Genomic DNA, 25,346 nt, shown 5'->3' with positions numbered 1-25,346 from the left:
CTGCCCCACCCCGGAAGGACACCTCATGGCATCCCTCGACAGGGTCGTCGCCCCGGCGACGACCGCAGCGAAGACGTCGGCGGGCCGGCGACGCCGGTCGCGCTCCGACGCCGGCTACTGGCTCTACCTGCTGCCCGGCGCGGTGCTCTTCCTGCTCGTCATCGGCGGTCCGCTGCTCTACACCGGCTACCTCTCGCTCACCAAGTGGTCCGGCGTCGGCGACCCGACCTTCATCGGGCTGGACAACTACCGCGAGCTGCTGACCGACGACGTCTTCTGGACCTCGTTCAAGAACACCGTCGCGATGATCATCGCGATGGTGGTGCTGCCCACCCTGCTCGGGCTGGTGCTCGCCGCGGCGCTCTTCGACACCATCGGCCGCCGGTTCCGGCCGCGCACCGCCGCCGCGCTGCGGGCCGCGTTCTACCTGCCGCAGGTGCTCCCGGTCGTGGTCGCCGGCATCGTCTGGGGCTGGATCCTGCGGCCCGACGGCGCACTCAACGGGCTGCTCGACGCGGTCGGACTCGGCGCGCTGGGGCACGACTGGCTCGGCGACCCGAACACCGCGCTGCCCGCCGTGATGGCCGTGATGATCTGGGTGCAGCTCGGCTACCCGGTGGTGGTCTTCATGGCGGCGCTGGAACGGGTGAACCCGGAACTCTACGAGGCCGCGGAGATCGACGGGGCCGGCTGGTTCCGGCGGTTCCGGGCGATCACCCTGCCGCAGATCCGGCCGGAGACGTTCGTGGTCGGACTCACCTGCACCATCGCGGCGATGAAGGTCTTCGGCCCGATCTTCGCGCTGACCCGGGGCGGCCCCGAGAACGCCACGAACGTGCCGTCCTACTTCGCCTACTACACCTTCTTCAAGCGGCTACAGGTCGGCTACGGCTCGGCGATCTCGATGGTGCTGACCCTGATCATCGTCGTGGTGGCGGTGCTGTTCATCCGGGCACAGAACCGTGCCGAGCGACGGGACGGAGTGCTCTGATGGCGATCACCCTCACCCCGCCCCGGCCCGGCCGACGCCCGGCCGACCGGCGACACCGGGGCGCCGGCCGGTGGATCGTGCTCCTGCTGGTCGGCGCCGCGGCGCTGGCCATGCTGGTGCCGTTCGCGTTCATGCTGCTCAACGCCTTCAAGTCGCCCGGCGACTACTCGACCAACGGCCCGATGAGCTGGCCGGGCGAGTTCTACACCACCGGCCTGCGCACCTACTGGGAGCAGGTCGACTTCCCGGTCAAGCTGTGGAACTCGATCCTCATCTCCGGCTCGGTGGCGGTCCTCGCGGTCGTCGTGTCACTGCTCAGCGCGTACGCCCTCGGCATCGGCCGGATCCGCGGCCGGCTCTGGATCATCGGCCTCTTCCTGCTGGCCAACATGCTGCCGCAGGAGGCGCTGATCTACCCGCTCTACCACTTCGCCAAGGAGGCCGGGCTCTACAACACCCGCCTTGCGGTGATCATCATCTTCACCGTCATCCAGGCCGCCTTCGGCACCTACCTGCTCGCCTCGGTGCTCGGCACCTTCCCCCGCACCCTGCTGGAGGCAGCCGCGCTCGACGGGGCCGGCCGGTGGCGGATCCTGTGGCGGGTGGTGCTGCCCAACGTGCGACCCACCATCTCCGTGCTGCTGGTCTTCTTCTTCATCTGGACCTGGAACGAGTTCCTCATCCCGCTGGTCATGCTCATCGACAACCAGACCCAGACCGTCCCGGTCGCGCTCGCCTCCTTGCAGGGCGACCGGCTGATGGACGCCCCCACGACCAACGCCGGGGCGCTGATCAGCCTCCTTCCGGCGATCCTGTTCTTCCTCATCTTCCAGCGCACCCTCTCGCGCGGCATCACGGCAGGAGCCGACAAGTGAAGTTCACCGACGGATACTGGCAACTGCGTCCCGGGGTCAGCGTGCTGCGCCCCGGCACGGTGGAGTCGGTGGAGCCGGACGAGCGGGCCTTCACCGTCTTCGCACCCACCGGGCGGATCACCGGACGTGGCGACACGCTCAACCGGCCGGTGATCACCGTACGGTTCTTCTCCCCCGCCCCCGGCGTGGTCGGGGTCACCATCGGCCACCACACCGGTGGGCTGCCCAGACAGCCGCGCTTCACGCTGAGCGAGAGCACGCAGCACCCGGTCCAGGTGGAGGTCACCGGGCTCAGCGCCCGGTTGACCACCGGCGAGTTGACCGTCCGGGTCGCGCTGACCGGCCCGTGGCGGGTCGACTTCCTGCGCGGCGACCGGCTGGTCACCTCGTCCACCGAGCGCAGCATCGGCGCGGTCACCGACGGCGAGGGCAACAAGTTCGTCCACGAACGGCTGGCGCTCGGCGTCGGCGAGACGATCTACGGGCTGGGCGAACGCTTCGGCGCGTACGTCAAGAACGGTCAGACCGTCGACATCTGGAACGCCGACGGCGGCACGGCCAGCGAGCAGGCGTACAAGAACGTGCCCTTCTATCTCAGCAGCGCCGGTTACGGGGTCTTCGTCGACCACCCGGAGCACGTGTCGTTCGAGGTGGGTTCGGAGGTCGTGTCGCAGACCCAGTTCAGCGTGCCGGGCCAGTCGCTGACCTACCACCTGATCGACGGCCCCACCCCGAAGGACGTGCTGCGCCGCTACACCGCGCTGACCGGGCGACCGGCCCGCGTCCCGGCCTGGTCGTACGGGCTGTGGCTGTCCACCTCGTTCACCACCTCGTACGACGAGAAGACGGTCACCGAGTTCATCGACGGGATGGCCGAACGCGACCTGCCGCTGTCGGTGTTCCACTTCGACTGCTTCTGGATGCGCCAGTTCCACTGGGTCGACTTCGTCTGGGATCCGGCGACCTTCCCCGACCCGGAGGGGATGCTGCGCCGGCTGCACGAGCGCGGCCTCAAGGTGTGCGTCTGGATCAACCCGTACATCGCCCAGCGGTCGTACCTGTTCGAGGAGGGCCGGCAGGCCGGCTACCTGGTGCGCAACCCGGACGGTTCGGTCTGGCAGTGGGACAAGTGGCAGGCCGGCATGGCCCTTGTCGACTTCACCAACCCGGATGCGGTCCGCTGGTTCGCCGGCAAGCTGAAGGTGCTGCTGGACATGGGCGTCGACTGTTTCAAGACCGACTTCGGCGAGCGCATCCCGACCGACGTGGTCTGGCACGACGGCTCGGACCCGCAGCGGATGCACAACTACTACGCGTACCTCTACAACAAGACCGTCTTCGAGCTGCTGGCGGCGGAGCGCGGGGAGGGCGAGGCGGTCGTCTTCGCCCGCTCGGCCACCGCCGGTGGGCAACAGTTCCCGGTGCACTGGGGCGGCGACTGCGAGTCCACCTTCGTGGCGATGGCCGAGTCGCTGCGCGGCGGGCTGTCGCTCGCCGCCTCGGGGTTCGGCTACTGGAGCCACGACATCGGCGGCTTCGAGGGCACGCCCGACCCGGCCGTGTTCAAGCGCTGGATCGCCTTCGGGCTGCTGTCGTCGCACTCGCGGCTGCACGGCTCCGGTTCGTACCGGGTGCCGTGGGCGTACGACGACGAGGCGGTGGAGGTGCTGCGCCGCTTCACCCGGCTCAAGCTGAGCCTGATGCCGTACTTGGCGGCGGCGGCCGAGGAGGCCCACCGTGCGGGGGTGCCGGTGATGCGGCCGATGGTGCTGGAGTTCCCGGACGACCCGACCGCCGCCCACCTCGACCGGCAGTACATGCTCGGCCCGGACCTGCTCGTCGCCCCGGTGATGAGCGCCGACGGGCAGGTGACCTACTACGTACCCGCCGGCACCTGGACCCACCTGACCAGCGGGGCGCAGGTCACCGGCCCCGGCTGGGTCACCGAGAAGCACGACTTCGACAGCGTGCCCGTCCTCGCCCGGCCCGGCGCGGTCATCCCGTTCGGTGCGGTCGCCGACCGACCCGACTACGCCTGGGCCGACGACGTCCGGCTGCGGCTGTTCGCGCCGGTGCAAGGTCAGCGGACCCGGGTCCGGGTGCCGGCTCCCGACGGTGGGCCCGGAACCGAGTTCGAGGTGTCCTACCAGGACGGGACGGCCGGCGTCGCGCTGGTGTCGGGCGCCTCGTCGGGGTACGTCTGCGAGGTCACGGAGGTGGCGAAGTGAGTGGGATCGTGTTTCCGCCGGGCTTTGTCTGGGGCTCGGCCACGGCGGCGTACCAGATCGAGGGCGCGGCCACCGAGGACGGCCGGGGACCGTCGATCTGGGACACCTACAGCCACACCCCGGGCCGGACCCTGGGCGGCGACACCGGCGACGTGGCGGCCGACCACTACCACCGCTGGGCCGGTGACCTCGACCAGGTGGCCGCGCTCGGGCTCGGCGCGTACCGGTTCTCGATCTCCTGGCCCCGGGTGCAGCCCGGCGGTTCGGGGGCCGTCAACCGGGCCGGGGTGGACTTCTACTCCCGGCTGGTGGACGGGCTGCTGGAGCGCGGCGTCCAGCCGGTCGCCACGCTGTACCACTGGGACCTGCCGCAGGAGCTGGAGGATGCCGGCGGCTGGCCGGCGCGCGACACCGCGCTGCGCTTCGCCGACTACGCCGCCGCGATCGTCGGGGCCCTCGGCGACCGGGTGCACACCTGGACGACCTTCAACGAACCGTGGTGCTCGGCCTATCTCGGTTACGCCTCCGGGGTGCACGCGCCGGGGCGGACCGAGCCGGCCGCGGCGCTGGCGGCGGTGCACCACCTGAACCTGGCGCACGGCCTGGCCGGCCGGGTGATCCGGGAGGCGGCCCCGGCGGCGCAGCTATCGGTCACCCTGAACCTGCACGTGATCCGGCCCGCGTCGGAGTCGCCGGCCGACTCCGACGCGGTACGCCGGATCGACGCCCTGGCGAACCGGGCGTTCCTCGGCCCGATGCTCGACGGGGCGTACCCGGCCGACCTGCTCGCCGACACCGCCGGGGTCACCGACTGGTCGTTCGTCCGCGACGGCGACGAGCGGACCGCCGCCGTGCCGCTGGACGTGCTCGGCGTGAACTACTACTCGACCACGCTGGTGCGCGCCTGGGACGGGGTGTCGCCCCGGTCGGGCGCGGACGGCCACGGCCGCTCGGCCCACTCGGCGTGGGTCGGCGCGGACCGGGTCGACTTCCTGCCCCAACCCGGCCCACACACGGCGATGGGCTGGAACATCGAACCGGCCGGTCTGACCGAGCTGCTGCTGCGCCTGCGTCGGGAACACCCCGACCTGCCGCTGATGATCACCGAAAACGGCGCCGCCTTCGACGACGTGGTATCCCCCGACGGCGCGATCCACGACGACCGCCGGGTGGACTACCTACGCCGGCACATCGCCGCCACGGCCGAGGCGATGGCCGCCGGCGCCGACGTACGCGGCTACTTCGTCTGGTCCCTGTTGGACAACTTCGAGTGGGCCTACGGCTACGACCGCCGCTTCGGCATCATCCACGTCGACTACGAAACCCAGCAACGCACCTGGAAAGACTCCGCCCACTGGTATCGCCGCCTAACCACCACCAACCACCTCCCTAACCCCTAACCCCCACCCCCACTGGCGTGCCGATCATGGAGTTGTGGCGCCTACCCAAAAGGGCGTAAAGGACATTCTTCCGACCACGACTGCATGATCGACGGGAGGGGGAGGGAGGGAGGGAGGAGGGGTCAGACGCCGATGCGTTGTTCGGGGACGGTGAGGCCGTAGAGGGCCATCAGTTCGGGGGTGTCCACGCGGCTGCCGTCGGCGACCGCGTCGCAGGCGATGTCGACGATCTGGTCCTTGTGGGCCAGCAGGTACGGCCGGGCGCCGACGTCGGCGCTGGCCAGGGTGGCGATGCCCGGCCAGTGCCGGCGGCCGAACAGCATCGGGTAGCCGCGCAGCCCGTTGTAGGTGGCACAGACCAGCACGTCGGAGAAGGGCAGGGCGGTGACCCGGCGGACCGCCGCGGCGGTGAGACCCGGCATGTCGACCGGCACCACCACCGCGGCCTCGATCCGGTCGTCGTCGATGCCGGCCAGGCCGGCGCGGATGGACGAGCCGACGCCGGTGCCCCAGGCCCGGTTGACCACCACCGTGGCGCGACTCAGGTCGGCGGTCTCGCGGACCTGGTTGGCCGCGGCGCCAAGGACGACCACGATCTGCCCGCAGCCCGCCTCCGTCAGCGTGTCGATCATCTGGTCGACCAGGGGTTTGCCGCCCTGGTGCAGCAGGGCTTCCGGGCCGCCGATCCGGCGACCGCCCCCCGCGGCGATGATCATTCCTGCGATCCGGTTCAGAGCTGCGCTCCCTCCAGAGTGGGTTCGGGCAGGCACCGTGGCGCTGTCCGTCCCGTCCGACGCACACCGTTTGCAACGACTGCGGCGGGAGGAGAGTCGCGGGGCAAATCGTATAAATTGGGTATTCTGCTACTACTCGGTCTCCACGCGCGGCCGGACCCGGGCAGCGGAACTCGAACGCCGCCCGGCCGGGCGGACCGGCCCGACCATGGTCGAGGCACCGCGACGGACCGGCAGCAGGGCCAGGAACCCGACCGCGACCAGCAGGTACGCGTTGCCGCCGAGGAAGCCGTACGGCCCGCCGAAGCCGTTGGCGAAGACCCACACCACGCCACTGCACAGCACCACGTACGCGGCGATCCCGGCGCGCAGCCGCCGGCGGGCGACGGGCCCGGCCGGCGGCCACGGCAGCGTCGCCGCGGCGACCACGACCAGTCCCGGCACCAGCCAGACCAGATGGTGCACCCAGGTGATCGGGCTGATCAGCAGGGCCAGCACACCGGTGAGCGCGAAACCCGCCCGCTCGTCGCCGGACCCGGCGGCCCGCCGGACCCGGACCCGGACCCACCACACGACCAGCGCCCCGGCGACCAGCGCGAGCCACAGCAGCCGGTCGGGGTGCGCCGGATCGAGCCGGGCGACCAGCCCGAGCAGCGACTGGTTGGAAACGTACTCCAGCCTCCCGACCCGCCCGGTGTCCCACAGCGCCTCGGTGAAGTAGGCGCGGGTGGCGTTCGGTGCCACGGCCGCCGCGAACAGGGTCGCCGCCGCGGCGGTGGCGACGGCCGTCGCGGCGGCCCGCCACCGCCGGGTCACCAGCAGGTACCCGACGAAGACCGCCGGGGTCAGCTTGATCGCGGCGGCCAGTCCGATCCCGACGCCGGCACCGCGACGCCCCCGTTCCAGCAGCCACAGGTCGAGGTAGACCAGCGCCATCAGCAGCAGGTTGACCTGACCGAAGCTGACCGTGTCACGTACCGGGTTGAGCGCGGCGAGCAGGCACCCGGCCAGGGCGAACGCGTACCACCGCGGCCGGCCGACGCGGCGGACGAGGGGGCCGACCAGCAGCAGCAACAGGAACCCGGCCGCCAGGACGGTGAGCGCCAGGTTGACCGCGATCGTCGCGTGCCAGGGCAGGGCCGCCATCGGCAGCATGGCGACCGCGGCGAACGGCGGATAGGTGAACCCGTACTGGTTCCAGGTCACCCACTCGTAGAGTTCCCCGCCGGCCACCCAGTGCGCCACGGCCCCGTGGTAGACCCCGATGTCGAACCAGCCCCGGTGGCCGGGCAGCACGGCGATCGCCACCGCGATCGCCGTGGCCAGCCCACCCACCAGCAGCAGCCGCCGCCACATCCCGCCGCCGGCGCCGAGCCGGTCCCCGCGGCGGTGGCCGTCATCCGGGCACCGCCACGGCCAGCGGAGGCGGCGGGGCGAGCAGCCGAAACACACCGACGACGGCCAGCCCGACGAGCACACCCGCGGCGGCGAGCAGAGCCTGTTCGGCGTCGGGGCCGAACCCGCTGGGCAGGGCCACGAAGGCCAGCACCGCCGCGCCGAGCGCCGCCGCCTGCCGGGGCCGACCCTCCGGGGCCGCCGCCGCGAGCAGGACCAGGCCCCACAGCGCGTACCACGGCCGCGTCGCCGGACCGAGCAGCGCCACGGCCAGCAGGAGCAGGCCCACCGCGTACGCCGGGCCGAGGCGGTGCCGGTACCACCAGACGGCGCCCGCGACGGCGAGGAGGCCGAGCAGCCCCGCCACGATTCCGGTCCGCATCGGCAGGTTGCCCAGATCCAGGCCGAGGTCCTCGATCACCCGCCGCGCGCCCCGGCCGAGGGCCGTCGAGATCGACCAGCTGTGCCGGTACGCCGGCGTGGCCAGGGCGCCGATCCAGCCGTACCCGATGCCGGTCGCCCAGGTGACGGCGGCGCCGGTGACCACCGCGAAGCCGACGATGCGGGCCGCCGCGGCGCGGACGCCGACGCGGCGGACGGCAATCGCGGCCACCACCAGCAGGCCCAGCACCGCCGGCACCTTCACCAGCGCGGCCAGCGTGACCAGCACGGCCGCCGCACCGAAGCGGCCCGTGACGGCCAGCCGCAGCCCGACCACGAGCAGCCCCAGCATCACCGCCTCGTTGTGCGCGCCGGCGACCAGGTGCAGAGGTACGAGCGGGTTGAGCACCCCCAACCAGAGCGCCACGGCCGGGTCGACCCCCCAGTGCCGGGCCAGCGGGGGCAGGTTCACCACGATCAGCGCCAGCCCGACCACCGCGACCAGCCGCAGCGCGAGCACGCCGAGCGCCAGGTGCCCGCCGCTGAGGGCCGAGACGCCGGCGGCGAGCGCCAGGAAGAGCGGTCCGTACGGCGCCGGCGTCTGCTGCCACATCTGCGGCACCTCGGCGGCGAGCCCCCCGCCGAGGTGCGCCACCCCGAGCTGGTAGACGTCCAGGTCGGCGAGGACCATCGCGCCCTGGGCCAGGTAGCTGTAGGCGTCGCGGGAGAACAGCGGCGGTGCGAGCAGCAACGGCCCCGCCCAGCAGGCCAGCGTGATGGCGGCACCGCGCACGTCGAGGCGGGCCGCGCCGGTCCGGCCGGACTCCCGCAGGTCGCGGCCCGCCCACCACCAGGCGACCGCGAGCAGGGTAAGCCCGGCGTAGCCGAGGAGCAGAGCCGGCCGGTCCAGGTGGCGCAGTGCCCGCCACCAGAGCGCGTCCTGCACCGGCAACGCGCCCGCGCCGCAGCCCGCGATCGCCAGCAGGGTGGCGCCCGACCCGCCGAGGAGGCGGTACGCGGGCACGCTCGGCGGTATCAGCACCGGGGCATGGTGCCACTGCGACCTGGCCACCAGACGGCCACTTGTCGATCAACAGGCGACCCCGGGGTGTCCGCTCCCCGCGTCGCCGGTCGGCGGGCCGCGAGCCGGATCTGCTCGGCGCGCCCGTCAGGCCACCAGGCTCGGTGCCGCGCTCCCGGTGGTGGTCCGGATGGCGCCCCGGGCGTCGCGCAGCCGCCCGCCCGCGCGCCGGTTGCCGACCGCGACCACCTCGGCGAGCATGGACAGCGCGGTCTGGGCGAGCGAGTCGGCGCCCAGATCCAGGCCCGCGGGGCCACTGAGCCGGTCGAGGCCCGGCACACCGGCCAGCCGGGACAACCGCTGGGCATGGGTCGCCCGGCTGCCCAGCGCGCCCACGTAGCCGACCGTGCCGGCCAGGGCGGCCCGGATCGCCCGGTCGTCGATCCGCGGGTCGTGGGTGAGCGCCAGCACCGCGTCGCGGGAAGTCAGGTCGGCGGCCGCCAACCATTCGTCCGGCCAGTCGCAGACCACGTCGTCGGCCGCGGGCACCCGCTCCCGCCGGGCGTACCTGGGGCGCGGATCGACCACCACCACCCGGTGACCCAGCGGGACGGCCAGGGCGGCCAACGCGGCGGCCAGGTCCGTGGCGCCGACCACCAGCAGCACCGGGCCGGGACGCAGTTCCTCGACGAAGTGGTCCTCGCCGCCCGGCAGCCCGTCCCGGCACGCGGCCGTCGACCACCGGAACGGCTCCCGCAGTGCGACACCGAGCGCGAGCGGGCGACGGCCGGCCAGCGCCGCGGTGATCGCCGCGTACACCGGACCGGCCGGCACGGGGCAGATCAGCACGCCCAGTTCCCCGGAGCAGGCGGGGGCGGGCTCCCAGGGCATCCGGTCCGCGCCGGGACTGATCGTGGTGAGGCGGGGAGGGGCTCCGTGGAGCACCGTGCGGGCCTCGTCGAGCAGGGCACCCTCCACGCAGCCGCCGGAGACCGACCCGGTCCAGCCGCCGTCCGAGGCCACCGCCATGGTGGCACCCAGCGGCCGGGAGCCCGGGCCGGCGCGTCGGACCAACCGGGCCAGCACGACCCGCTGCCCCGCACCGTGCCGCTGCTCGACGAACGGCCACACCTCCGCCAACACCTGCCGTCACCCCCAAGCCGAACCGTCTGCGTACCTTTTTATAGCTTTGTTGGGGTTTGGCCGCTGCCGATCGGGTCAATGGCGATAACTTGGTCGGCGACTCACGACCTTCCGGGGGCTAACCACCATGGATACCCAGATCACGCTTCGGGTGGACGGCGCCGACCACCGCCTCGCCGTCGACACCCGCACCACCCTGCTCGACGCGCTCCGCGAACGGCTGGGCAACACCAGCCCCAAGAAGGGCTGCGACCACGGCCAGTGCGGCACCTGCACGGTGCTGCTCGACGGGCGACGCGCCAACAGCTGCCTCGCGCTGGCCGTGGCCCACGACGGCGCCGAGATCGTCACGGCCGCCGGGCTCGCCGCCGACGGTCGGCTGCACCCGATGCAGCGCAGCTTCGTCGAGCACGACGCCTTCCAGTGCGGCTACTGCACGCCAGGGCAGATCGTCTCCGCCGTCGCCATGCTCGACGAGGCGGCGGCGGGGTGGCCCAGCGCGGTGACGTTCCGCCCGCCCGACGGCACCGACACCGCAACCCAGGCCGACCCGGTCGACCTGACCGGCGACCCCGACGAGATCCGGGAGCGGATGAGCGGCAACCTGTGCCGCTGCGCCGCGTACGCCAACATGGTGCCCGCGATCCAGCAGGTGGCCCGCTCATGAGGCCGTTCCGCTACGAACGCGCCACCGACCCCGCCAGCGCGGTGGCCCTGCTCGCCGGGTCACCGCAGGCGGCCTTCCTCGGTGGCGGCACCAACCTGGTGGACCTGATGAAGCTCGACGTGGCCCGCCCGGACCTGCTGGTCGACGTTCGAGGGGCGACCTCCCGGGCGATCGAGGAGTTGCCCGACGGCGGGGTACGCGTCGGCGCCGGGGTGTCCAACAGCGACCTCGCCGCCGATCCGTTGATCCGGCTGCGCTACCCGCTGGTCGCGCAGGCCGTGCTGGAAGGCGCCTCCACCCAGCTGCGCAACCTCGCCACCGTCGGCGGCAACCTGCTGCAACGCACCCGCTGCCGCTACTTCCAGGACGTCACCACCGCCTGCAACAAGCGCGAACCCGGCACCGGCTGCTCGGCGATCGAGGGCGACAACCGGGACCTGGCCGTCCTCGGCGCCTCGCCGGACTGCATCGCCACCCACCCGTCCGACCTGGCCGTCGCGCTGGTCGCGGTCGACGCCACGGTGCAGACCATCGGCCCGGCCGGCGGCCGGAGCATCCCGCTCACCGAACTGCACCGCCTGCCGGGATCCGCACCCCAGCACGACAACGTGCTGGCCCACGGAGAGCTGATCACCGCCGTGGACCTGCCGTCGCTGCCGTTCGCCCGCCGCTCCTGGTACCGCAAGATCCGCGACCGGGCCTCGTACGCGTTCGCGCTGGTGTCGGTCGCCGCCGCGATCGACCTCGCCGACGGGCGGGTGCGCGACGTGCGGATCGCACTCGGCGGTGTGGCACCCAGGCCCTGGCGGGCCACCCGGGCCGAGGACCTGCTGCGCGGCAGGCCGGTCAGCGAGGAGCGACTGCGCCGGGCCGCGGCGGCCGAACTCGCCGACGCTCGGCCACAGTCGGACAACGCCTTCAAGATCCCGCTCGCCCGCAACGCCATCGTCCGTACCGTGCTGGACCTGGTCGGCAGGGTGCCCTAAGAACCCTGCCGGGTGGCCAGCCGCAGCCGGCGCCGGACTCCGCCGGCAGCTCGGGTCCTGAGTCGGGACAGGACAGTCTCGAAGTCGCGGCCGGTGCGCTGGCTGAGCGACTCGGCGTGGCCCAGCATGCCGACGATCGTCTCGACCGCCACCTGGAGCAGTTGCCCCTCGTCGAGCTCGTCGGGGCTGGTGGTCTGCTTCATGATGGCCGGCCGGAGTTCGTCGAGATCACCAACGATCCGGCAGGGGTAGTCCTGGAGTTCCTTGATCTGCTGCTCCGCGAGGTCGCTCACCCAGTCGGCCCGTTCCATGCCGACGCCGAACTTCAGCCCTTCGCTGCGCTGCTTGAGCACCGCGTCGACCAGATGGCGGTGGACGACCTTCTGGTAGGGCGTCCGGAGCGGATACCGGTCGCCCAGCGCCAGGTTGACGCGACGGAGCAGTTCGATCTCGGCGGCGCCGAGCGAGGGGTTCGAGGTTGGCTCGGCCAGCTCGCACAGGCCCTCCGGAATGCCCATGATCCCGGCGAAGCGCCGCCAGAGGAGGTCACGTGGGGCACCGGGCGGGGGGACGGTCACCAGGTGCCGCCGGTCGGCCGGGACCAGGTCGCCCCACCGACGCAGCATGTGCGGGGCCGTGTGCCTGGTCCAGAACACCTCGGCCTTGCCCTGTTCGACGGCCCGCAGGAAGGCACCGAAGCGCCAGCCGCTGCGGGCCCGGATGCTCTGCTGCCAGAACGACGGGAAGGTTCGCCACAGATCCCGGCCCGCCGCGATGACGTGGATCTCGGCGGGTTGCAGGCTCTGCACCGCCCGGGCGGCCTGTGCGTCGGTGGCCGCACCCAGCCCCTCGTTGCTGATGATCACATCGCCCGACCACTTGCGGGCCTTCTCGGCCAACCGGTCCCACGTCCAGTGGACGCCGGTGTCCCGCCAGGGCGCCTGGCGCAGGTCCGCCATCGCCTGGTCCTGAGCCACGGCGCTGCTGCCCGGCAACAGAATGCCGGCGTCGATCAGGGCGTCGTGATTTTTCCAGAGCACGTTCTGCACATAGGTGCTGCCGGTCTTCGGCGCACCGATATGCAAGAAGACGCGTCTGGCCATGCTGCCTCCCCGCGCGCGAGCACGCCTGGCTGGATATTGTCCGGTGCCGTGAGCACCCAGGGTGGCATACGACGTACGGGCACGGAAATAGCGGGTGCCCGTCGATTTGACAGATGAATTCCGCAGGCACACCGCAATGCATGGCGGAAGAAATGAGGGTGAACATCTGCCGCAGTCAGGCGGGGAGAAGCTTGTCCAGGGTGACGGGAAGTTCACGGACGCGTACGCCGGTGGCGTGGTGCACCGCGTTCGCGATCGCCGCGGCCGCACCGACGATCCCGATCTCGCCGGCGCCCTTGACCCCGACCGGGTTGAGCTGGGCGTCCTCGTCGGGCACCCAGTACGCCTCCACCGCCGGCACGTCGGCGTTGCTGCTCACGTGGTAGCTGGCCAGGTCGTGGTTGGTCCAGCAGCCGTACCGGGCGTCGAAGAGCCCCGCCTCGTGCAGCGCCATCGACAGGCCCATGGTCATCCCGCCGATCAGTTGGCTGCGCAGGGTGGTCGGGTTCACCACCCGGCCGACGGCGAAGACGCCCAGCAGCCGCCGCACCCGGACCTCGCCGGTGTCCACGTCCACCCGCACCTCGGCGAACTGCGCGCCGTACGCGTACCGCGGCAGCGTGGCCTGCGCGGCCACCTCGTCGTCGGTGCTCACCTCGACGAACAGTCCCTCGGCCGGCACGCCGCCACGCGACCGGGCGATCCGGTCGCACAACCGCTCGCAGGCGCGGACCACCGCCCAACTCCAGGAGGCCAGACCTGTCGATCCCCCCGCCGAGTCCGCTGCCGGCAGGGCGCTGTCGCCCACCTGGATCCGCACCCGCTCAGGCGGTGCGCCGAGCGCGTCCGCGGCAACCTGCCACAGGGCCGTACGCGCGCCCGTGCCGATGTCGGCCGCGTTGATCCGCACCTCGAAGGTCCCGTCGGCGGACGCGGCGGCCGAGGCGGCGGCCGGGCGCATCCGGGCGGGATAGCTGGAGCCGGCCATGCCGGTACCGAACAGCCACCGGCCCTCGCGCCGGGACCGCGGGGTCGGATCCCGATCGACCCAGCCGAACCGGCGCGCCCCGTCGTCCAGGCAGGCCGCCAGGTTGCGGCTGGTGAACGGTCGCCCGCTCTCCGGGTCGACGGTGGTGTCGTTGCGCAGCCGCAACTCGACCGGGTCGACCTGGCAGGCCAGCGCCAGCTCGTCCAGGGCGGACTCCAGCGCGAACGAGCCGGGGGTGTGCCCCGGTGCCCGCATCCAGAAGGGTGTCGGCACGTCGAGGCGGGCCAGCCGGTGCGTGGTGCGCCGGTTCGGCGCGGCGTACAGGTTGCGGGTGTAGACGGCGCTCTGCTCGGCGAACTCGGTCAGCGTCGAGGTCTGACTGACGGCGTCGTGGGCGATCGCGGCGAGCCGCCCGTCCCGGCCCGCACCGAGCCGGATCCGCTGGATGGTCGGGGTGCGGTAGCCCACCGGTCCGAACATCTGCTGGCGGGTCAACGCCAGCCGGACCGGCCGGTCGACATGCCGGGCCACCAGCGCCGCGAGCACCGTCTGGGTCTTGCCGTAGAGCTTGCTGCCGAACCCGCCGCCGACATGTGTGTTGATCACCCGCACCGACTCCGGGGGCAACCCGAACAGCCGGGCCAGGATCTCCCGACCCGGCGACGTCCCCTGGCTGGAGTCGTGCACCAGCAGCCGCCCGTCCTGCCACTGCGCGGTCGACGCGTGCGGCTCCAGCGGGCTGTTGTGGTACGACGGGGTGCGGTAGCTGAGGTCCAACCGGATCTCGGACTCGGCAAAGCCGGCGTCGAAGTCACCGGCGAGGACGTCCGTGGGGTAGGCCGGGTTGACGTGGTCGGGCCGGTACAGGTCAGGGTCCTGGGCGGACAACCGGGTGCGGTACGGCTGCGGGTGGTAGTCCAGCCGGACCAGGCGGGCCGCCTCGCGCGCCGCCTCGCTGGACTCCGCCACCACCACCGCCACGATCTGGCCCCGGTAGTGGACGGTCGGCTCCTGGAGGCGGAACACCTCCGCGTCGACGCCCGGTGCCAGCCGGGGCGCGTTGCCGTGGTGCAGCACGCAGAGGACGCCGTCGACCGCCAGCGCGGCGGCGGTGTCCACCCCGGTGATGGTGCCCCGCACGATCGTCGACTGCACCAGGTGGGCGTACGCCACGCCGTCGACCGGGTACTCCACCGCGTACCGGGCGGTCCCGGTCACCTTGTCGTGGCCCTCCAGACGGGCGTGCGGCTGCCCCACCGCGCCGGTGCGGCTCACCGGCACGTCCCGTCCACGACCGTCAGCAGCCAACTACGCATAACGCTCATAGTATGTTTTTTTGCGGTGGCTGTCGCCCGGATCGTCGGAGCCCGCCACCCGGCTCACGCGGCGTCGGCGTAGCACTCCACGACCGAGACATCCAACGGAAAGCGGACCGGAGTCTCCCCGAACAGCAGCGCGGTGGCCCGCCGCCCGGCCCGGTCGACCGCCTCGGCGACCCGCTCGGCCTGCTCGGCCGGGCAGTGCACGATCACCTCGTCGTGCTGGAAGAAGACCAGCTCGGCATCGGTGCCGGCCAACTCGCCCCGGAGCACCGCGAGCAGCGTGGAGGCCCACTCCGCCGCGGTGGCCTGGATGACGAAGTTGCGGGTGAATCGGCCACGGGAGCGAGCCGCGCGAGCCCGGCCCGACCGCGGATCCCCGGCCGCGTCCGGGTCGGCCACCCCGTCGTCGGCCGTGCCGAGACCGGCCGTCCCGGGCGGGCAGGTGCGCCCCAGCCACGAGCGCACCAGCCCGCCGGCCTCCCCGGTGCGCGCCGCCGCCTCGACATGGGCGAACGCCGTCGGATAGTTGCGCCGCAACACCGCCAGCGCCGGCACCGCCTCGCCGCCGGTCTGCCCGTACATCGCGCCGAGCAGGGCCAGCTTGGCCCGGCCGCGATCGCCCCGAACGCATCCCGGGCCAGCGCGGCGTACAGGTCGCCGGTCGCGCCCGCCGCGGCGAGCCGGGCGTCACCGGAGACCGCCGCCAACACCCGCGGCTCCAGTTGCCCGGCGTCGGCCACCACGAACCGCCAACCCGGGTCGGCCACCGCCGCCCGGCGGATCACCTTCGGGATCTGCAACGCGCCACCACCCCGGGTGGCCCACCGCCCCGACACCACCCCGCCGGGGACGTACTCCGGCTGGAACCGGCCGTCGCGGACCCAGGCGTCCCGCCACGCCCGGCCGTGCGCGGTCCAGATCCGGTAGAGCTCCTTGTACTCCAGGACCAGCGGCACCGCCGGATGATCCACCCCGCGCAGCACCCAGGCCCGGGTGTTCGGCAACTCCAACCCCGCTCTGGCGAACGCCCGCAGCAACTCCGCCGGACTGTCGGCGTGCACCTGCCGCACCCCGAACGCGGCGGCGATCCGCGCGGCGAGCTCCGCCAGCCGGCGCGGCGGCCCGCCCACCGGGGACGGCTCACCCAACAGCTCCGCCAGGACCGCGTCGTGCACGTCGGCACGCCACGGCAGGCCCGCCGCTCCCATCTCGGCCGCGATCAGCGCGCCGGCCGACTCGGCGGCCACCAGCAGCCGGAACCGCCCCGGCTGGGCGGTCGCCCCGATGCGGTCGAGCTGGTCGGCGTACACCCCGGTCAACGCGGTGATGCCCGGGCCCGGCGGGCCTGGTGCGGCGTCGAAGAGCGCGGCCTGCCCGGCGCCGGGCGGCGCGGCGGCACGCGGCGGCGGATCCGCCGGCACCGGCGCCCCGGCCAGCCGCGCCCACGCCGCCGCCAGGGCGCGCGGCTCACCGCAACGGCCGGCGTACCCGAGCAGCAGCGCCTCGGTCAGCTCCACGTCGTGGCACCGCTGCACCCGGACGCCGTCGCGCAGCAGCGCCGGGTAGAGCACGGCGCCGCAACCCCACACCCAACGCGGCCGGTCGGTGCGCTCCCGGGCGGCCACCGCGGCGGGCAGGTCGGTGACCGGCTCGGGCGGACCCAGCGGCGCACCGGCCGGACCGAGGGGTTGCAGCACTCCCCCGCCCCGCCCGTCGGACACCACCGCCACCTGCACGGACGCGATTCTGCCCGGCCCCTACGACACAACGGTGCCGACCCCGGCGGGTCGTCAGCCGCGGCGAAGGTCCATGCGCAGCAGTTCGGAATCGTTCGAGATTCCCGGTGGAGCCCTGGTGCCTGCCGGCAGCAGCGGCCAGACCTCCTGTTTCCGCACCATCCGTGGGGAATCCAACTGCACCTGCTCGCCGCCGACGGTCAGCCGTGCTGTTCCCGCAGCGAGCACGTTTCGGACCCAGTCGGTACGTGGCCCGTACAGCGGTAGGAACAGGTACCCGTCGGGCAGCGGGTGAGCGTCGAGCGGAGTCTGGTAGATCCGGCCTGACGATCTGCCCAGATGAGTCAGGACCGGCCGCACGCCCCGACGGATCTCCCTGGGGTTGACGACCCGCTTGTTGATCCGGGCAAGCCAGCGCGGCAGTGGCATCCCGACCTCCTCGACCTCCGGCGGCGATTCACTGGCACCAGAAGGCCGGATCGTACCCGCCCGGGTGCGGCGCCACGACTGTCGTACCCGGCGGCGAGACTTAGGCGCATGGCGACCCTTGTTCTGATCCACGGCGGCGGTGGCAGCGCCTGGGACTGGCACCTTCTGGCACCGGAGCTGACCGACCGTGGCCACGACGTGGTGGTGCCGGAGCTGCCGATCGAGGACCGTTCGGCGGGGTTCGCCGAGTTCTGCGAGACGGTGGTCGGCGCCATCGGCGACCGGCGCGACCTGGTGGTCGTCGGGCACTCGTACGGTGCGTTCACCGCTCCGCTGATCGCCGCCAAGCTGCCGGCGCGGCTGATCGTCCTGCTCGCTCCGATGATCCCGAAGCCCGGTGAGTCGCCCGGGGACTGGTGGGGCAACACCGGTCACCGCGCCACGGAAGGTCTCAGCGAGCAGGAGCAGTTCTACCACGGCGTGCCGGCCGAGGTCGTCGCGCAGGCGCCGGCGCACGGGCGGGACCAGGCCAGCGCCGAGTGGGACGAGCCGTGGCCGCTGGACGCCTGGCCGGACGTGCCGACGAAGGTGCTCATCGCGCGCGACGACCGGTTCTTCCCGGCGGACTTCCAACGCCGGGTGGCCGCCGACCGACTCGGTGTCGTCCCGGACGAGATCGACGGCTGCCACGCGGTGACGCTCAGTCACCCGAAGCAACTCGCCGATCGGCTGACCGCCTACCTGGTGCGCTGAAGGCGCCGGCAGCCCGGTCCATCGGCTACGCACCGGTGCCATCGAAACCCGGATGACCTCGACGCTGGTGGTGCGTAGGGTGCCGGCCATGTCCCGGACCGAGCTACGGCCGTTCACGGCCGCCGACCTGGCCGCCTGCGGCGCCTTGCTGGCCGACCGGCACCGCCGGCACCGCGCCGCCCAGCCGCTGCTGTCCGCTCGGTTCGAGGACACCGTCCTGGCGCTGACGGAGTTGACCGCCGCGTACGAGACACCGGACTCGTCGGGGGCGGTCGCGTACCGCGCCGGCGCACCGGTGGGCTTCGTCCTCGGTGCCCCGAAGCCGTCACCGCTGTGGGGGCCGAACATCTGGGTGGAGGCCGCCGGACTCGCGGTCACCGACCCCGAGGTGATGCGCGACCTGTACGCGGTCGCCGCCGCCCGGTGGGTCGACGAGGGCCGCACGGCGCACTACGTCGTCGTTCCGGCGCACGACGCGGAACTGGTACGGGCCTGGTTCCGGCTGGGCTTCGGCCAGCAGCACGCGCACGCCATCCGGCCCGCCGTCCGGCCGGGGACGGTGCTGCCGGACGGGCTGTCGGTACGCCGGGCGACCCGGGCCGACGTCCCGGCACTCGCCCAGCTCGACCTCGAGTTGCCACTGCATCAGGGACGGTCCCCGACGTTCTCCGCCGGTCAGCTGGGCACGCTGGAGGAAGCCCTCGCCGAGTGGACGGCCGACGTCGACGACCCCGCGTACGCCACCTTCGTCGCCGAGTCGGACGGCCGGGTCATCGGCTCGGCGGTCGGCTGCGCGCTGGAGAAGTCCGGCGGACATCTGAGCCTGGCCCGCCCGGACCACGCCGGGTTCCTCGGCTTCGCGGCGGTCCTCCCGCACGCCCGGGGCGGCGGCGCCGGACGGGCCCTCGGCACGGCCGTCATCGACTGGGCGGTGTCGGCCGGGTTCGGCAGCGTGGTCACCGACTGGCGGGTGACCAACCTGCTCTCCTCGCGGGCCTGGCCGGCGCTCGGCTTCACCGAGACGTTCCTCCGGCTGCACCGGCTGATCCGCTACTGACCGCCACCGAGGCTACCGCCGGTCCCGGGCCAGCCGCTCGCGCCTGGCCAGGACCGCTGTCACTCCTCGCCAGGACCGCTGTCACGGACGAGCCGGCCCGGCGGTCTCGGCGGTCGACGAGCGGGCCGGTCCTGCCGGCTCGGCCTGCTGCGACTCGATCGCCCGGATGTGCCGGTACGCGAACCACAGCGGGGGGAACGCCCCGACGGCGAAGGACAGGTCCACCACCGTCCAGAACCACGGGATCTCCCGCAGCGGCCCACAGATCAGCGCGAGCGGCACGATACCGGCGCAGGCGATCATGCCCAGCTGGACCACCCAGACATTGCGCACCGGATCGCGTAGCGGCCCCCAGAAGGCCACCGCCAGCACCAGGTGGGCGAACGCGAGCCAGTCGGTTCCGTACCGCATGAACGGGTACCGGTCCCCGGTCTCGACCAGCCCGACGTGGACCCGCTCGATCCAGCCGACCAGGGCCGGGAACTGCTCGGCGAGCGGGTCGACCGCCCGCAGCAGCCAGCGCACCTCGATCTCGAGCGGAAACGCGGTCACCCCGCTCAGAAACAGGGCCACCACCACGATCCACAGCCAACCGCGGATCCGCCGTAGCCGCTCATCGACATCCATCCCCGCAGCGTAGCGATCAGCTCCCGATCGACCGGGCACAGCACGCCCGGTCTTGTTGGTACGTGGTTACTACTGTCAGGCTCCGGGTGCAGCAACAGCGCGCACTGGCCGTCCTCGGCCGGCTGGTCGACGAGTTCGGCGGCACCGTGGTGCTCGACCTGCGCACCACACTGGTGCCGGGCCGGTGAGGACGGCGGACGCCGCGTCTGAGCGGCACCACCCGGCTTCGTGACCGTGCTCGATCCTGGGTCGGTCGGACTCGCGGCGAGGCCGATGTTTCCGGATCGAGCAGGGTGCGGGGGCTACTTGGTGACGCCGGCGGTGAGGCCGGACTGCACCTGACGCTGGAAGACGATGTAGACGATGAGCACCGGCAGCATCGCCATGGTCACCCCGGCGAACAGCCCGGACCAGTCGGAGCGGTAGCCCTGGTTCACCGACAGCTCGATGAGGCCCTGCGAGATGACCTGGTTCTTCGGTTCGCCGGCCACCGACTGCATCAACAGGGTCGGCAGGTACCACTGGTTCCACTGGCCGAGGACGTTGAAGATGCCGATGCTGATCAGGCCCGGCTTCGCCATCGGCAGCATGACACTGAAGAACAGCCGGCTGTGCGACGCCCCGTCGACCATGCCCGCCTCGGCGATCGCGGTGGGCAGGGTGCGGAAGAACGAGTGCATGAAGAAGACGGTGAACGCCAGCGACCAGGCGACGTAGACCAGGATCAGCATGAGGTGCTTGTTCGGGCCGAGGAACGGCAGCACCACGCCGGTGTTGTAGACGCCCTTGAACAGCGGCACCGCGGCCAGGTAGATCGGCAGGGTCAACCCGGACAGGAACATGTAGTAGATCAGCCGGTTGCCGCGGAACTCGTAGCGAGCCAGCACGTAGGCGGCCATCGAGCCGAGCAGCATGGTGAGGAAGACGCTGCCGACCAGCACCAGGACGGTGTTGAAGAAGAACGAACCGATGTGCCCCTCGGTCCAGGCCCGGGCGAAGTTGTCCCACTGCAACCGCTCGGGAACGAGCGACAGCGGCTTGCGGATGACCTCCGAGTCGGTCTTGAGCGCCGACATCACCACCCACAGCAGCGGGTAGACCACCATGATCGCCCAGACGGCGAGGAACAGGTGCGAGAAGCCGTTGAAGAACCGCGCCCCGGCCCGGCCGCCGCCGACGGCGGCCCGCTGCGCCGGCGTACGGGTCGGCGGCGGGGCCTGGTCGGTGCCGGCCGGTCCACCCGGAGTGTGGGTCACCGTGCTCATCGTCCAGCTCTCCTCAGTACTCGATCCGCTCACGACGGGTGATCCTCAGCTGTAGCGCGGCCAGCAGGATCGTGAAGATCGCCAGCGCCACACCCATCGCACAGGCGTAGCCGAACTGACCCTTCTGGAAGGCGGTGAAGTTCAGCACCGATGCGAAGATCTCGCTGGCGTGGTTGGGGCCGCCCTGGCTCGGCGTCATGACGAAGACCAGGGCGTACATGTCCAGGGCGATGAAACCCAGGTAGACCCAGGCCACCGAGACGGTGTCCCGCAGCAGTGGCAGGGTGATCCGGAAGAAGGTGTGGAAACGCCCGGCGCCGTCGAGGATCGCCGCCTCGAAGACGTCCTTCGGGATGGACTGCATGGCCGCGGAGAAGAGCACCATGTAGAAGCCGGCACCGCTCCAGACCGCGATCAGCAGCAACCACCACAGCACCGCCGGTACGCCGAGGAAGGGCTCCGGGTCGTACATGAAGGTGATCGGCTCGTCCGGGCTGACCAGCCCGAGCTTCATCAGTACCCCGTTGATCAGGCCCTGGCCGTCGGCACGGTAGATCTGCTGCCACATCACCGCGACGACGACCAGGGACAGCACCTGCGGGAAGAAGAAGATCACCTTGTAGAGACCGGAGCCGAAGACGCCGCGGATGCCGGCCTTGTCCTCGCGTCCGCCCACGTTGAGCAGGAACGCGAGGAACAGGGCCAGCGCGATGGTGAAGAACGGCACGGTGATCAGGAAGAAGACGTTGTGCCAGAACGCCTTTCTGATCAGCTCGTCGGAGAAGAGCCGGAGGTAGTTGTCCAGCCCGACGAACTGCTGCCTGTCGGAGTAGCCTCCCCAGTCGGTCAGCGAGTACCCGGCCGCCTGTAGGAAGGGCCACACCACGTAGAAGAGGTACAGCCCGACCGGCAGCGCCAGGAAACCCGTGACGAAACGCGCAACACCGTGCCGCATTTCTCCCACTTCCTCGTTCGGTTATGTCCGGGCAGGTGTCACACGTTGCGGGTCTGCTTGGTGATCGACGAGTCGCCGGCGACCTTGTCGGCGGCGGCCTGCATCTTGTCGACGAACTGCGCGGCGGTGAGCCGGCCGGCCATCAGTTCCTGCGAGAGGTTCTGGCTCTCCTTGTCCAGGTCGGCGTAGAAGTCCCAGAGCTTGACCGAGATCAGGTCCGAGCCGGCGTTCTTCATCAGCTCGTTGGCCGTGGCCAGCGCCGGGTCCTGCACGTTGTCGCCGGAGCCCTTGGTCGACGCCAGCGACTTGGTCAGCTCGGCGAACTTCGCCGAACCGGCCTTCGACAGCACCGCGCGCAGGAACTCCTTGGCCGCCGCCTTGTTCGGGGCCTTGCTCGGCACCACGAAGCCCTCACCGGCACCGGCGAAGACGTCCTTCGGCGCCTTGTCGGCGGCGCTCACGCCCCAGTAGTCGGAGAGCTTCATCTCGAAGCCCGGCGGGATGGTCGCGGCCATCTCGTTCTTCAGCCAGGTGCCGACCTGGATGAAGGCGGCCTTGCCGTCGAGCCACGCCTGCTGCGACTGGGTGTGGTCGAGCTTGCCCGGCAGCACCAGCTTGTCCTTGACCAGCTTCTCCCACGCCTCCAGGGCCGGCAGGATGCCCTCGGCGCGCCAGGCGTTCTCCTTCAGGTTGTCGATGTCGACGACCGCCTGCTTGCCGGCCGACTTCCAGATCGAGGCCATCAGCGCCCAGCGCGGGTAGTAGCCGTGCACGGCGTCGTAGACGTACGGGGCGATGCCCTTGGCCTTGATCTGCGGGGCGAGGGTGAAGAACTCTTCGAAGGTCTTCGGCGGGGCCCAGCCCTCGCGGTCGAACAGGGCGCCGTTGTACCAGTTGCCCCACACGGTGAACGCGACGTAGACCACGAAGAACTTGCCCTGGAAGGTGCCGTCGGAGACGGTGCCCGGCAGCAGCGAGTCGGCGACCGTGCCCTCGCTGTCCCAGGCGGGGGCGGCGAGCAGGTCGTCCAGCGGCTCGATGGCGCCCTCGTTGACCAGCGTGCTCAGGTCCATCAGGTCGGCGCCCGAGTTCATGATGAGGTCGCTGGGCTGCGTCGCCATCTTGGGCTGTTCTTCGGTCTTGATCTTCTGGGTGGAGCTCATGTTGACGGTGACGTTCGGGTGCTTGGCGCTGAAGATCGCCTGGTCTTCCTTCGCCCAGGCGTCACCCAGCCCACCGTTGAAGATGACCACCTTCACGGCGCTGCCGTCCTGCAGGCCGAACGGGTTGTCGTTGCTCTTCTCCGCGTCGTTGTCGTCGTTCTGGTCCGGCGTGCTGCCGGCGCAGGCGCTGAGCAGGCCAGCAGCGGGGGTCACCAGGAGGCCCGCAGCCGCCGCGCGACGCAGCAGGGTCCGGCGGTCAAGATCGGGGGTAACGGACATCGTCTGACTCTCCTTGTGGTGTCGGGTCAGGCGGTGCGCCGGAGACGCCCGGCGTACCGCGACTCGAGGGCGAGGTTGTGCTCGTCCCCACCGGGGACGTTGGCGGAGAGGTAGATAGGGGCCACCTCTCCGGCCTGGTGGAACCGTCGTACGACCTCCGCGGTCAGCAGCTGCGCCAGCAGCGCCGAGGTGACCGAGGAGACCGCACAGACCGCGCCGCCGCCCTCGAGCGGCAGCAGTGCGTCACCGTACGGCGCGCCGTTGTCCAGCACGACGTCGGCGAGATCGACGAGCCGCCGGCCGGACGGGTGCCGCGGGGCGACCCGTCCGGTGTGCGCGACCGAGGTGACCGCGATCAGCGGGTGACCGCGCCCGGTGGCCAGCAGGGCCAGTTCGACCACCGAACCGTTGATGCCGGAGTGTGACGCCACCACGAACACGTCCCGCGGCTGCGGCGCGGCGAGCGCGTAGAGCTGGTGCGCGACGGCCGGATCGCGCTCCAGCTTGGGGTCGGCGAGCACGCCACGCGGTGCGTCGCCGTGCAGCACCAGATCGTGCAGCGAGAGCCGGTTGGTGGGGACCAGCCCGCCGGCCCGGGCGACCAGTTCGGCGGCGAACGCCTCCGAGTGCCCGGCACCGAAGGCCTGCAGCACCCGCCGCCGCGCAGGCTGGCGGCGATCAGGTCGGCGGCCCGGTCCAGCGCCCCGGACTCCTGCTCGACGAGGCGGTCGAGGACGGGCCGGACGGCGTCGGCGTACCCCTGCGCGCTGATCATGCGCTGGCTCCCCTCGCGGCCTTGTGCCCGTCGACGGCCTGGGCGGTACGCCGGAAGGCCGCGTGGGCGCGGTCGTGGGTGCGCTGGGCGACCGCGATGTAGAGCAGGTCGAGCACCACCAGCTGCGGATGCCGGGCGGACAGCGCGTCCGGGCGGAACGTGGTGGCCTGGCTGGCGGTGAGCAGGACGATGTCGGCCAGCTCGGCCAGCGGCGAGCGCCGGAAGCCGGTCAGCGCGATGGTGGTCGCGCCCCGGCTGCCGCCCTCGGCGAGCATCTCGATCGCCTCCCGGGTCTGACCGCTGTGCGAGATGCCCAGCGCGACGTCACCCGGGCGCAGCAGTGCGGCGGAGGCGAGCCCGGAGTGCACGTCGTTCCAGGCCCACGCGGCCACCCCGATGCGGTGCAGGCTGAACTGCATCTCCTCGCCCACCAGGGCGCTGCCGCTGGCACCGAAGATGTTCACCCGGCTGGCACCGGCGACGGCGACGGCGGCCCGCTCCACCTCGGCCAGGTCGAGCAGCGCGGCGGTGTCGTGCATGGCCCGGGTGTCGGCGGCCATGATCTGCTCCAGCACCCGGTCGAGCGGGTCGCCGGGCTGGATCTCGCGCCCGATGTCGACCGTCCAGCCGGCCGAACGGGCCCGGCCGGTCTCGGAGGCGATGCCCAGCCGCAGGTCGGCGTAGCCGTCGAAGCCCATCGCCCGGCAGAAGCGGGTGACCGTGGCCGGCGAGGTGCCACTGCGTTCGGCCAGCTCGACGATGGTGGCCCGGGCCGCCGCCTCGGGGTCGCTGAGCACGTGTTCGGCGACCCGGCGCAGCGCGCCGGTCAGCTCGGCGGCCCCGGTGCGCACCCGGGCCAGTACCCCGTCGGAGGCGACACCCAGGGCGCCCCGGCGGTCGACCCCAACGGCATCGGCCACCGCGGTGCCCGCGGAGGTGTCCGCCTCGTGATCAACCATGGGACGCCTTTCGGAAAAGACTGTTAACTGTTAGTGGTAAAAGTTCTTACTGAAGGCACCTCCGTGTCAAGACCGTGGGCGAAGTTTTCAAACTGTTACCTGGCGCACAGCCGC

General features: G+C 72.0%; 20 protein-coding genes and 2 pseudogenes. 8 read left to right on the top strand and 14 right to left on the bottom strand.

Features of this window, described 5'->3' with window-relative positions:
* The first annotated feature begins 25 nt into the window (after nt 1-25).
* The 4 genes from KIF24_RS09140 to KIF24_RS09125 are packed head-to-tail and all read left to right on the top strand — an operon-like array spanning nt 26 to nt 5,494.
* Nucleotides 26-991, top strand: coding sequence for a carbohydrate ABC transporter permease (locus KIF24_RS09140; protein ID WP_221083652.1), 966 nt, complete (start codon nt 26-28; stop codon nt 989-991).
* Nucleotides 991-1,866, top strand: coding sequence for a carbohydrate ABC transporter permease (locus tag KIF24_RS09135; protein WP_221083651.1), 876 nt, complete (start codon nt 991-993; stop codon nt 1,864-1,866). Before KIF24_RS09140 ends, KIF24_RS09135 begins: the two co-directional genes overlap by 1 nt.
* Entirely contained in the window at nt 1,863-4,094 is a 2,232-nt protein-coding gene (gene yicI / locus KIF24_RS09130; RefSeq protein WP_221083650.1) for an alpha-xylosidase, read from the top strand. The genes KIF24_RS09135 and yicI overlap by 4 nt, the downstream gene beginning before the upstream one ends.
* The gene (locus tag KIF24_RS09125) at nt 4,091-5,494 is read left to right on the top strand and encodes a GH1 family beta-glucosidase (protein WP_221083649.1); all 1,404 of its coding nucleotides are present in this window, start codon (nt 4,091-4,093) and stop codon (nt 5,492-5,494) included. The genes yicI and KIF24_RS09125 overlap by 4 nt, the downstream gene beginning before the upstream one ends.
* A 122-nt stretch (nt 5,495-5,616) precedes the next feature.
* Here KIF24_RS09125 and KIF24_RS09120 read toward each other — a convergent pair whose 3' ends face one another.
* From KIF24_RS09120 to KIF24_RS09105, 4 genes are all read right to left on the bottom strand, one after another.
* Nucleotides 5,617-6,210, bottom strand: a complete 594-nt coding sequence (locus KIF24_RS09120; RefSeq protein WP_221083648.1) for a nucleotidyltransferase family protein — start codon at nt 6,208-6,210, stop codon at nt 5,617-5,619.
* Nucleotides 6,211-6,360: 150 nt separating this feature from the next.
* Nucleotides 6,361-7,584, bottom strand: coding sequence for a glycosyltransferase 87 family protein (locus KIF24_RS09115; protein ID WP_221083647.1), 1,224 nt, complete (start codon nt 7,582-7,584; stop codon nt 6,361-6,363).
* Nucleotides 7,585-7,624: 40 nt separating this feature from the next.
* On the bottom strand, nt 7,625-9,046 hold the full coding sequence (gene mptB / locus KIF24_RS09110; RefSeq protein WP_331461046.1) for a polyprenol phosphomannose-dependent alpha 1,6 mannosyltransferase MptB: 1,422 nt from the start codon (nt 9,044-9,046) through the stop codon (nt 7,625-7,627).
* A 126-nt stretch (nt 9,047-9,172) separates the two neighbouring features.
* Nucleotides 9,173-10,168 (bottom strand): XdhC family protein, encoded by a 996-nt coding sequence (locus KIF24_RS09105; protein WP_221083646.1) that lies wholly within the window; start codon nt 10,166-10,168, stop codon nt 9,173-9,175.
* Between the two features lie 127 nt (nt 10,169-10,295).
* Here KIF24_RS09105 and KIF24_RS09100 point away from each other — a divergent pair, with 127 nt between their 5' ends.
* Nucleotides 10,296-10,835 (top strand): (2Fe-2S)-binding protein, encoded by a 540-nt coding sequence (locus KIF24_RS09100; protein WP_221083645.1) that lies wholly within the window; start codon nt 10,296-10,298, stop codon nt 10,833-10,835.
* Nucleotides 10,832-11,821 (top strand): FAD binding domain-containing protein, encoded by a 990-nt coding sequence (locus KIF24_RS09095; RefSeq protein ID WP_221083644.1) that lies wholly within the window; start codon nt 10,832-10,834, stop codon nt 11,819-11,821. The genes KIF24_RS09100 and KIF24_RS09095 overlap by 4 nt, the downstream gene beginning before the upstream one ends.
* Here the strand turns inward: KIF24_RS09095 and KIF24_RS09090 are convergent.
* The 4 genes and pseudogenes from KIF24_RS09090 to KIF24_RS09075 all read right to left on the bottom strand — a co-directional run bounded on the left by KIF24_RS09090 (nt 11,818) and on the right by KIF24_RS09075 (nt 17,399).
* Nucleotides 11,818-12,924 carry a hypothetical protein gene (locus tag KIF24_RS09090; RefSeq protein WP_221083643.1) on the bottom strand — a complete coding sequence of 369 codons (1,107 nt, stop codon included), beginning with the start codon at nt 12,922-12,924 and terminating at the stop codon, nt 11,818-11,820. The genes KIF24_RS09095 and KIF24_RS09090 overlap by 4 nt on opposite strands.
* 175 nt (nt 12,925-13,099) lie before the next feature.
* Entirely contained in the window at nt 13,100-15,187 is a 2,088-nt protein-coding gene (locus tag KIF24_RS09085; protein WP_221083642.1) for a xanthine dehydrogenase family protein molybdopterin-binding subunit, read from the bottom strand.
* Between the two features lie 104 nt (nt 15,188-15,291).
* A pseudogene (locus tag KIF24_RS09080) lies at nt 15,292-16,970 on the bottom strand (bifunctional 3'-5' exonuclease/DNA polymerase).
* A gap of 54 nt (nt 16,971-17,024) precedes the next feature.
* The gene (locus KIF24_RS09075) at nt 17,025-17,399 is read right to left on the bottom strand and encodes a nitroreductase family deazaflavin-dependent oxidoreductase (RefSeq protein WP_221083641.1); all 375 of its coding nucleotides are present in this window, start codon (nt 17,397-17,399) and stop codon (nt 17,025-17,027) included.
* 108 nt (nt 17,400-17,507) lie between these two features.
* Between KIF24_RS09075 and KIF24_RS09070 the strand changes: the two genes are divergently transcribed.
* Entirely contained in the window at nt 17,508-18,152 is a 645-nt protein-coding gene (locus tag KIF24_RS09070; RefSeq protein ID WP_221083640.1) for an alpha/beta fold hydrolase, read from the top strand.
* Nucleotides 18,153-18,204: 52 nt separating this feature from the next.
* Nucleotides 18,205-19,209, top strand: a complete 1,005-nt coding sequence (locus tag KIF24_RS09065; RefSeq protein WP_230415408.1) for a GNAT family N-acetyltransferase — start codon at nt 18,205-18,207, stop codon at nt 19,207-19,209.
* 81 nt (nt 19,210-19,290) lie between these two features.
* On the opposite strand, the gene KIF24_RS09060 is transcribed toward KIF24_RS09065, so the two are convergent.
* From KIF24_RS09060 to KIF24_RS09035, 6 genes and pseudogenes are all read right to left on the bottom strand, one after another.
* Complete coding sequence (locus KIF24_RS09060; protein ID WP_221083639.1) at nt 19,291-19,836, bottom strand: hypothetical protein; 546 nt, start codon at nt 19,834-19,836, stop codon at nt 19,291-19,293.
* Between the two features lie 302 nt (nt 19,837-20,138).
* Complete coding sequence (locus KIF24_RS09055) at nt 20,139-21,101, bottom strand: carbohydrate ABC transporter permease (protein WP_221083638.1); 963 nt, start codon at nt 21,099-21,101, stop codon at nt 20,139-20,141.
* Between the two features lie 13 nt (nt 21,102-21,114).
* Nucleotides 21,115-22,056: a carbohydrate ABC transporter permease gene (locus KIF24_RS09050; RefSeq protein ID WP_221083637.1), complete on the bottom strand. Its 942-nt coding sequence runs from the start codon at nt 22,054-22,056 to the stop codon at nt 21,115-21,117.
* A gap of 38 nt (nt 22,057-22,094) precedes the next feature.
* On the bottom strand, nt 22,095-23,498 hold the full coding sequence (ngcE, locus tag KIF24_RS09045) for an N-acetylglucosamine/diacetylchitobiose ABC transporter substrate-binding protein (RefSeq protein ID WP_221083636.1): 1,404 nt from the start codon (nt 23,496-23,498) through the stop codon (nt 22,095-22,097).
* Between the two features lie 26 nt (nt 23,499-23,524).
* A pseudogene (locus tag KIF24_RS09040) lies at nt 23,525-24,273 on the bottom strand (sugar isomerase domain-containing protein).
* Nucleotides 24,270-25,232, bottom strand: a complete 963-nt coding sequence (locus KIF24_RS09035) for a MurR/RpiR family transcriptional regulator (protein ID WP_221083635.1) — start codon at nt 25,230-25,232, stop codon at nt 24,270-24,272. The pseudogene KIF24_RS09040 and the gene KIF24_RS09035 overlap by 4 nt, the downstream one beginning before the upstream one ends.
* Between the last annotated feature and the right edge of the window lie 114 nt (nt 25,233-25,346).

It is taken from the genome of Micromonospora tarapacensis (genome assembly GCF_019697375.1).
Classification (GTDB): Bacteria; Actinomycetota; Actinomycetes; order Mycobacteriales; family Micromonosporaceae; genus Micromonospora; species Micromonospora tarapacensis.
This window is presented reverse-complemented; position numbering and strand designations above follow the sequence as displayed.

What these genes read in the sequence shown, in the direction of transcription:
- KIF24_RS09140 (WP_221083652.1), top strand. Translation starts at nt 26, where the DNA reads ATGGCATCCCTCGACAGGGTCGTCGCCCCGGCGACGACCGCAGCGAAG.
- KIF24_RS09135 (WP_221083651.1), top strand. Translation starts at nt 991, where the DNA reads ATGGCGATCACCCTCACCCCGCCCCGGCCCGGCCGACGCCCGGCCGAC.
- KIF24_RS09120 (WP_221083648.1), bottom strand. Translation starts at nt 6,210, where the DNA reads ATGATCATCGCCGCGGGGGGCGGTCGCCGGATCGGCGGCCCGGAAGCC.
- KIF24_RS09115 (WP_221083647.1), bottom strand. Translation starts at nt 7,584, where the DNA reads ATGTGGCGGCGGCTGCTGCTGGTGGGTGGGCTGGCCACGGCGATCGCG.
- KIF24_RS09100 (WP_221083645.1), top strand. Translation starts at nt 10,296, where the DNA reads ATGGATACCCAGATCACGCTTCGGGTGGACGGCGCCGACCACCGCCTC.
- KIF24_RS09095 (WP_221083644.1), top strand. Translation starts at nt 10,832, where the DNA reads ATGAGGCCGTTCCGCTACGAACGCGCCACCGACCCCGCCAGCGCGGTG.
- KIF24_RS09090 (WP_221083643.1), bottom strand. Translation starts at nt 12,924, where the DNA reads ATGGCCAGACGCGTCTTCTTGCATATCGGTGCGCCGAAGACCGGCAGC.
- KIF24_RS09075 (WP_221083641.1), bottom strand. Translation starts at nt 17,399, where the DNA reads ATGCCACTGCCGCGCTGGCTTGCCCGGATCAACAAGCGGGTCGTCAAC.
- KIF24_RS09070 (WP_221083640.1), top strand. Translation starts at nt 17,508, where the DNA reads ATGGCGACCCTTGTTCTGATCCACGGCGGCGGTGGCAGCGCCTGGGAC.
- KIF24_RS09065 (WP_230415408.1), top strand. Translation starts at nt 18,205, where the DNA reads ATGACCTCGACGCTGGTGGTGCGTAGGGTGCCGGCCATGTCCCGGACC.
- KIF24_RS09060 (WP_221083639.1), bottom strand. Translation starts at nt 19,836, where the DNA reads ATGGATGTCGATGAGCGGCTACGGCGGATCCGCGGTTGGCTGTGGATC.
- KIF24_RS09055 (WP_221083638.1), bottom strand. Translation starts at nt 21,101, where the DNA reads ATGAGCACGGTGACCCACACTCCGGGTGGACCGGCCGGCACCGACCAG.
- KIF24_RS09050 (WP_221083637.1), bottom strand. Translation starts at nt 22,056, where the DNA reads ATGCGGCACGGTGTTGCGCGTTTCGTCACGGGTTTCCTGGCGCTGCCG.
- ngcE (WP_221083636.1), bottom strand. Translation starts at nt 23,498, where the DNA reads ATGTCCGTTACCCCCGATCTTGACCGCCGGACCCTGCTGCGTCGCGCG.
- KIF24_RS09035 (WP_221083635.1), bottom strand. Translation starts at nt 25,232, where the DNA reads ATGGTTGATCACGAGGCGGACACCTCCGCGGGCACCGCGGTGGCCGAT.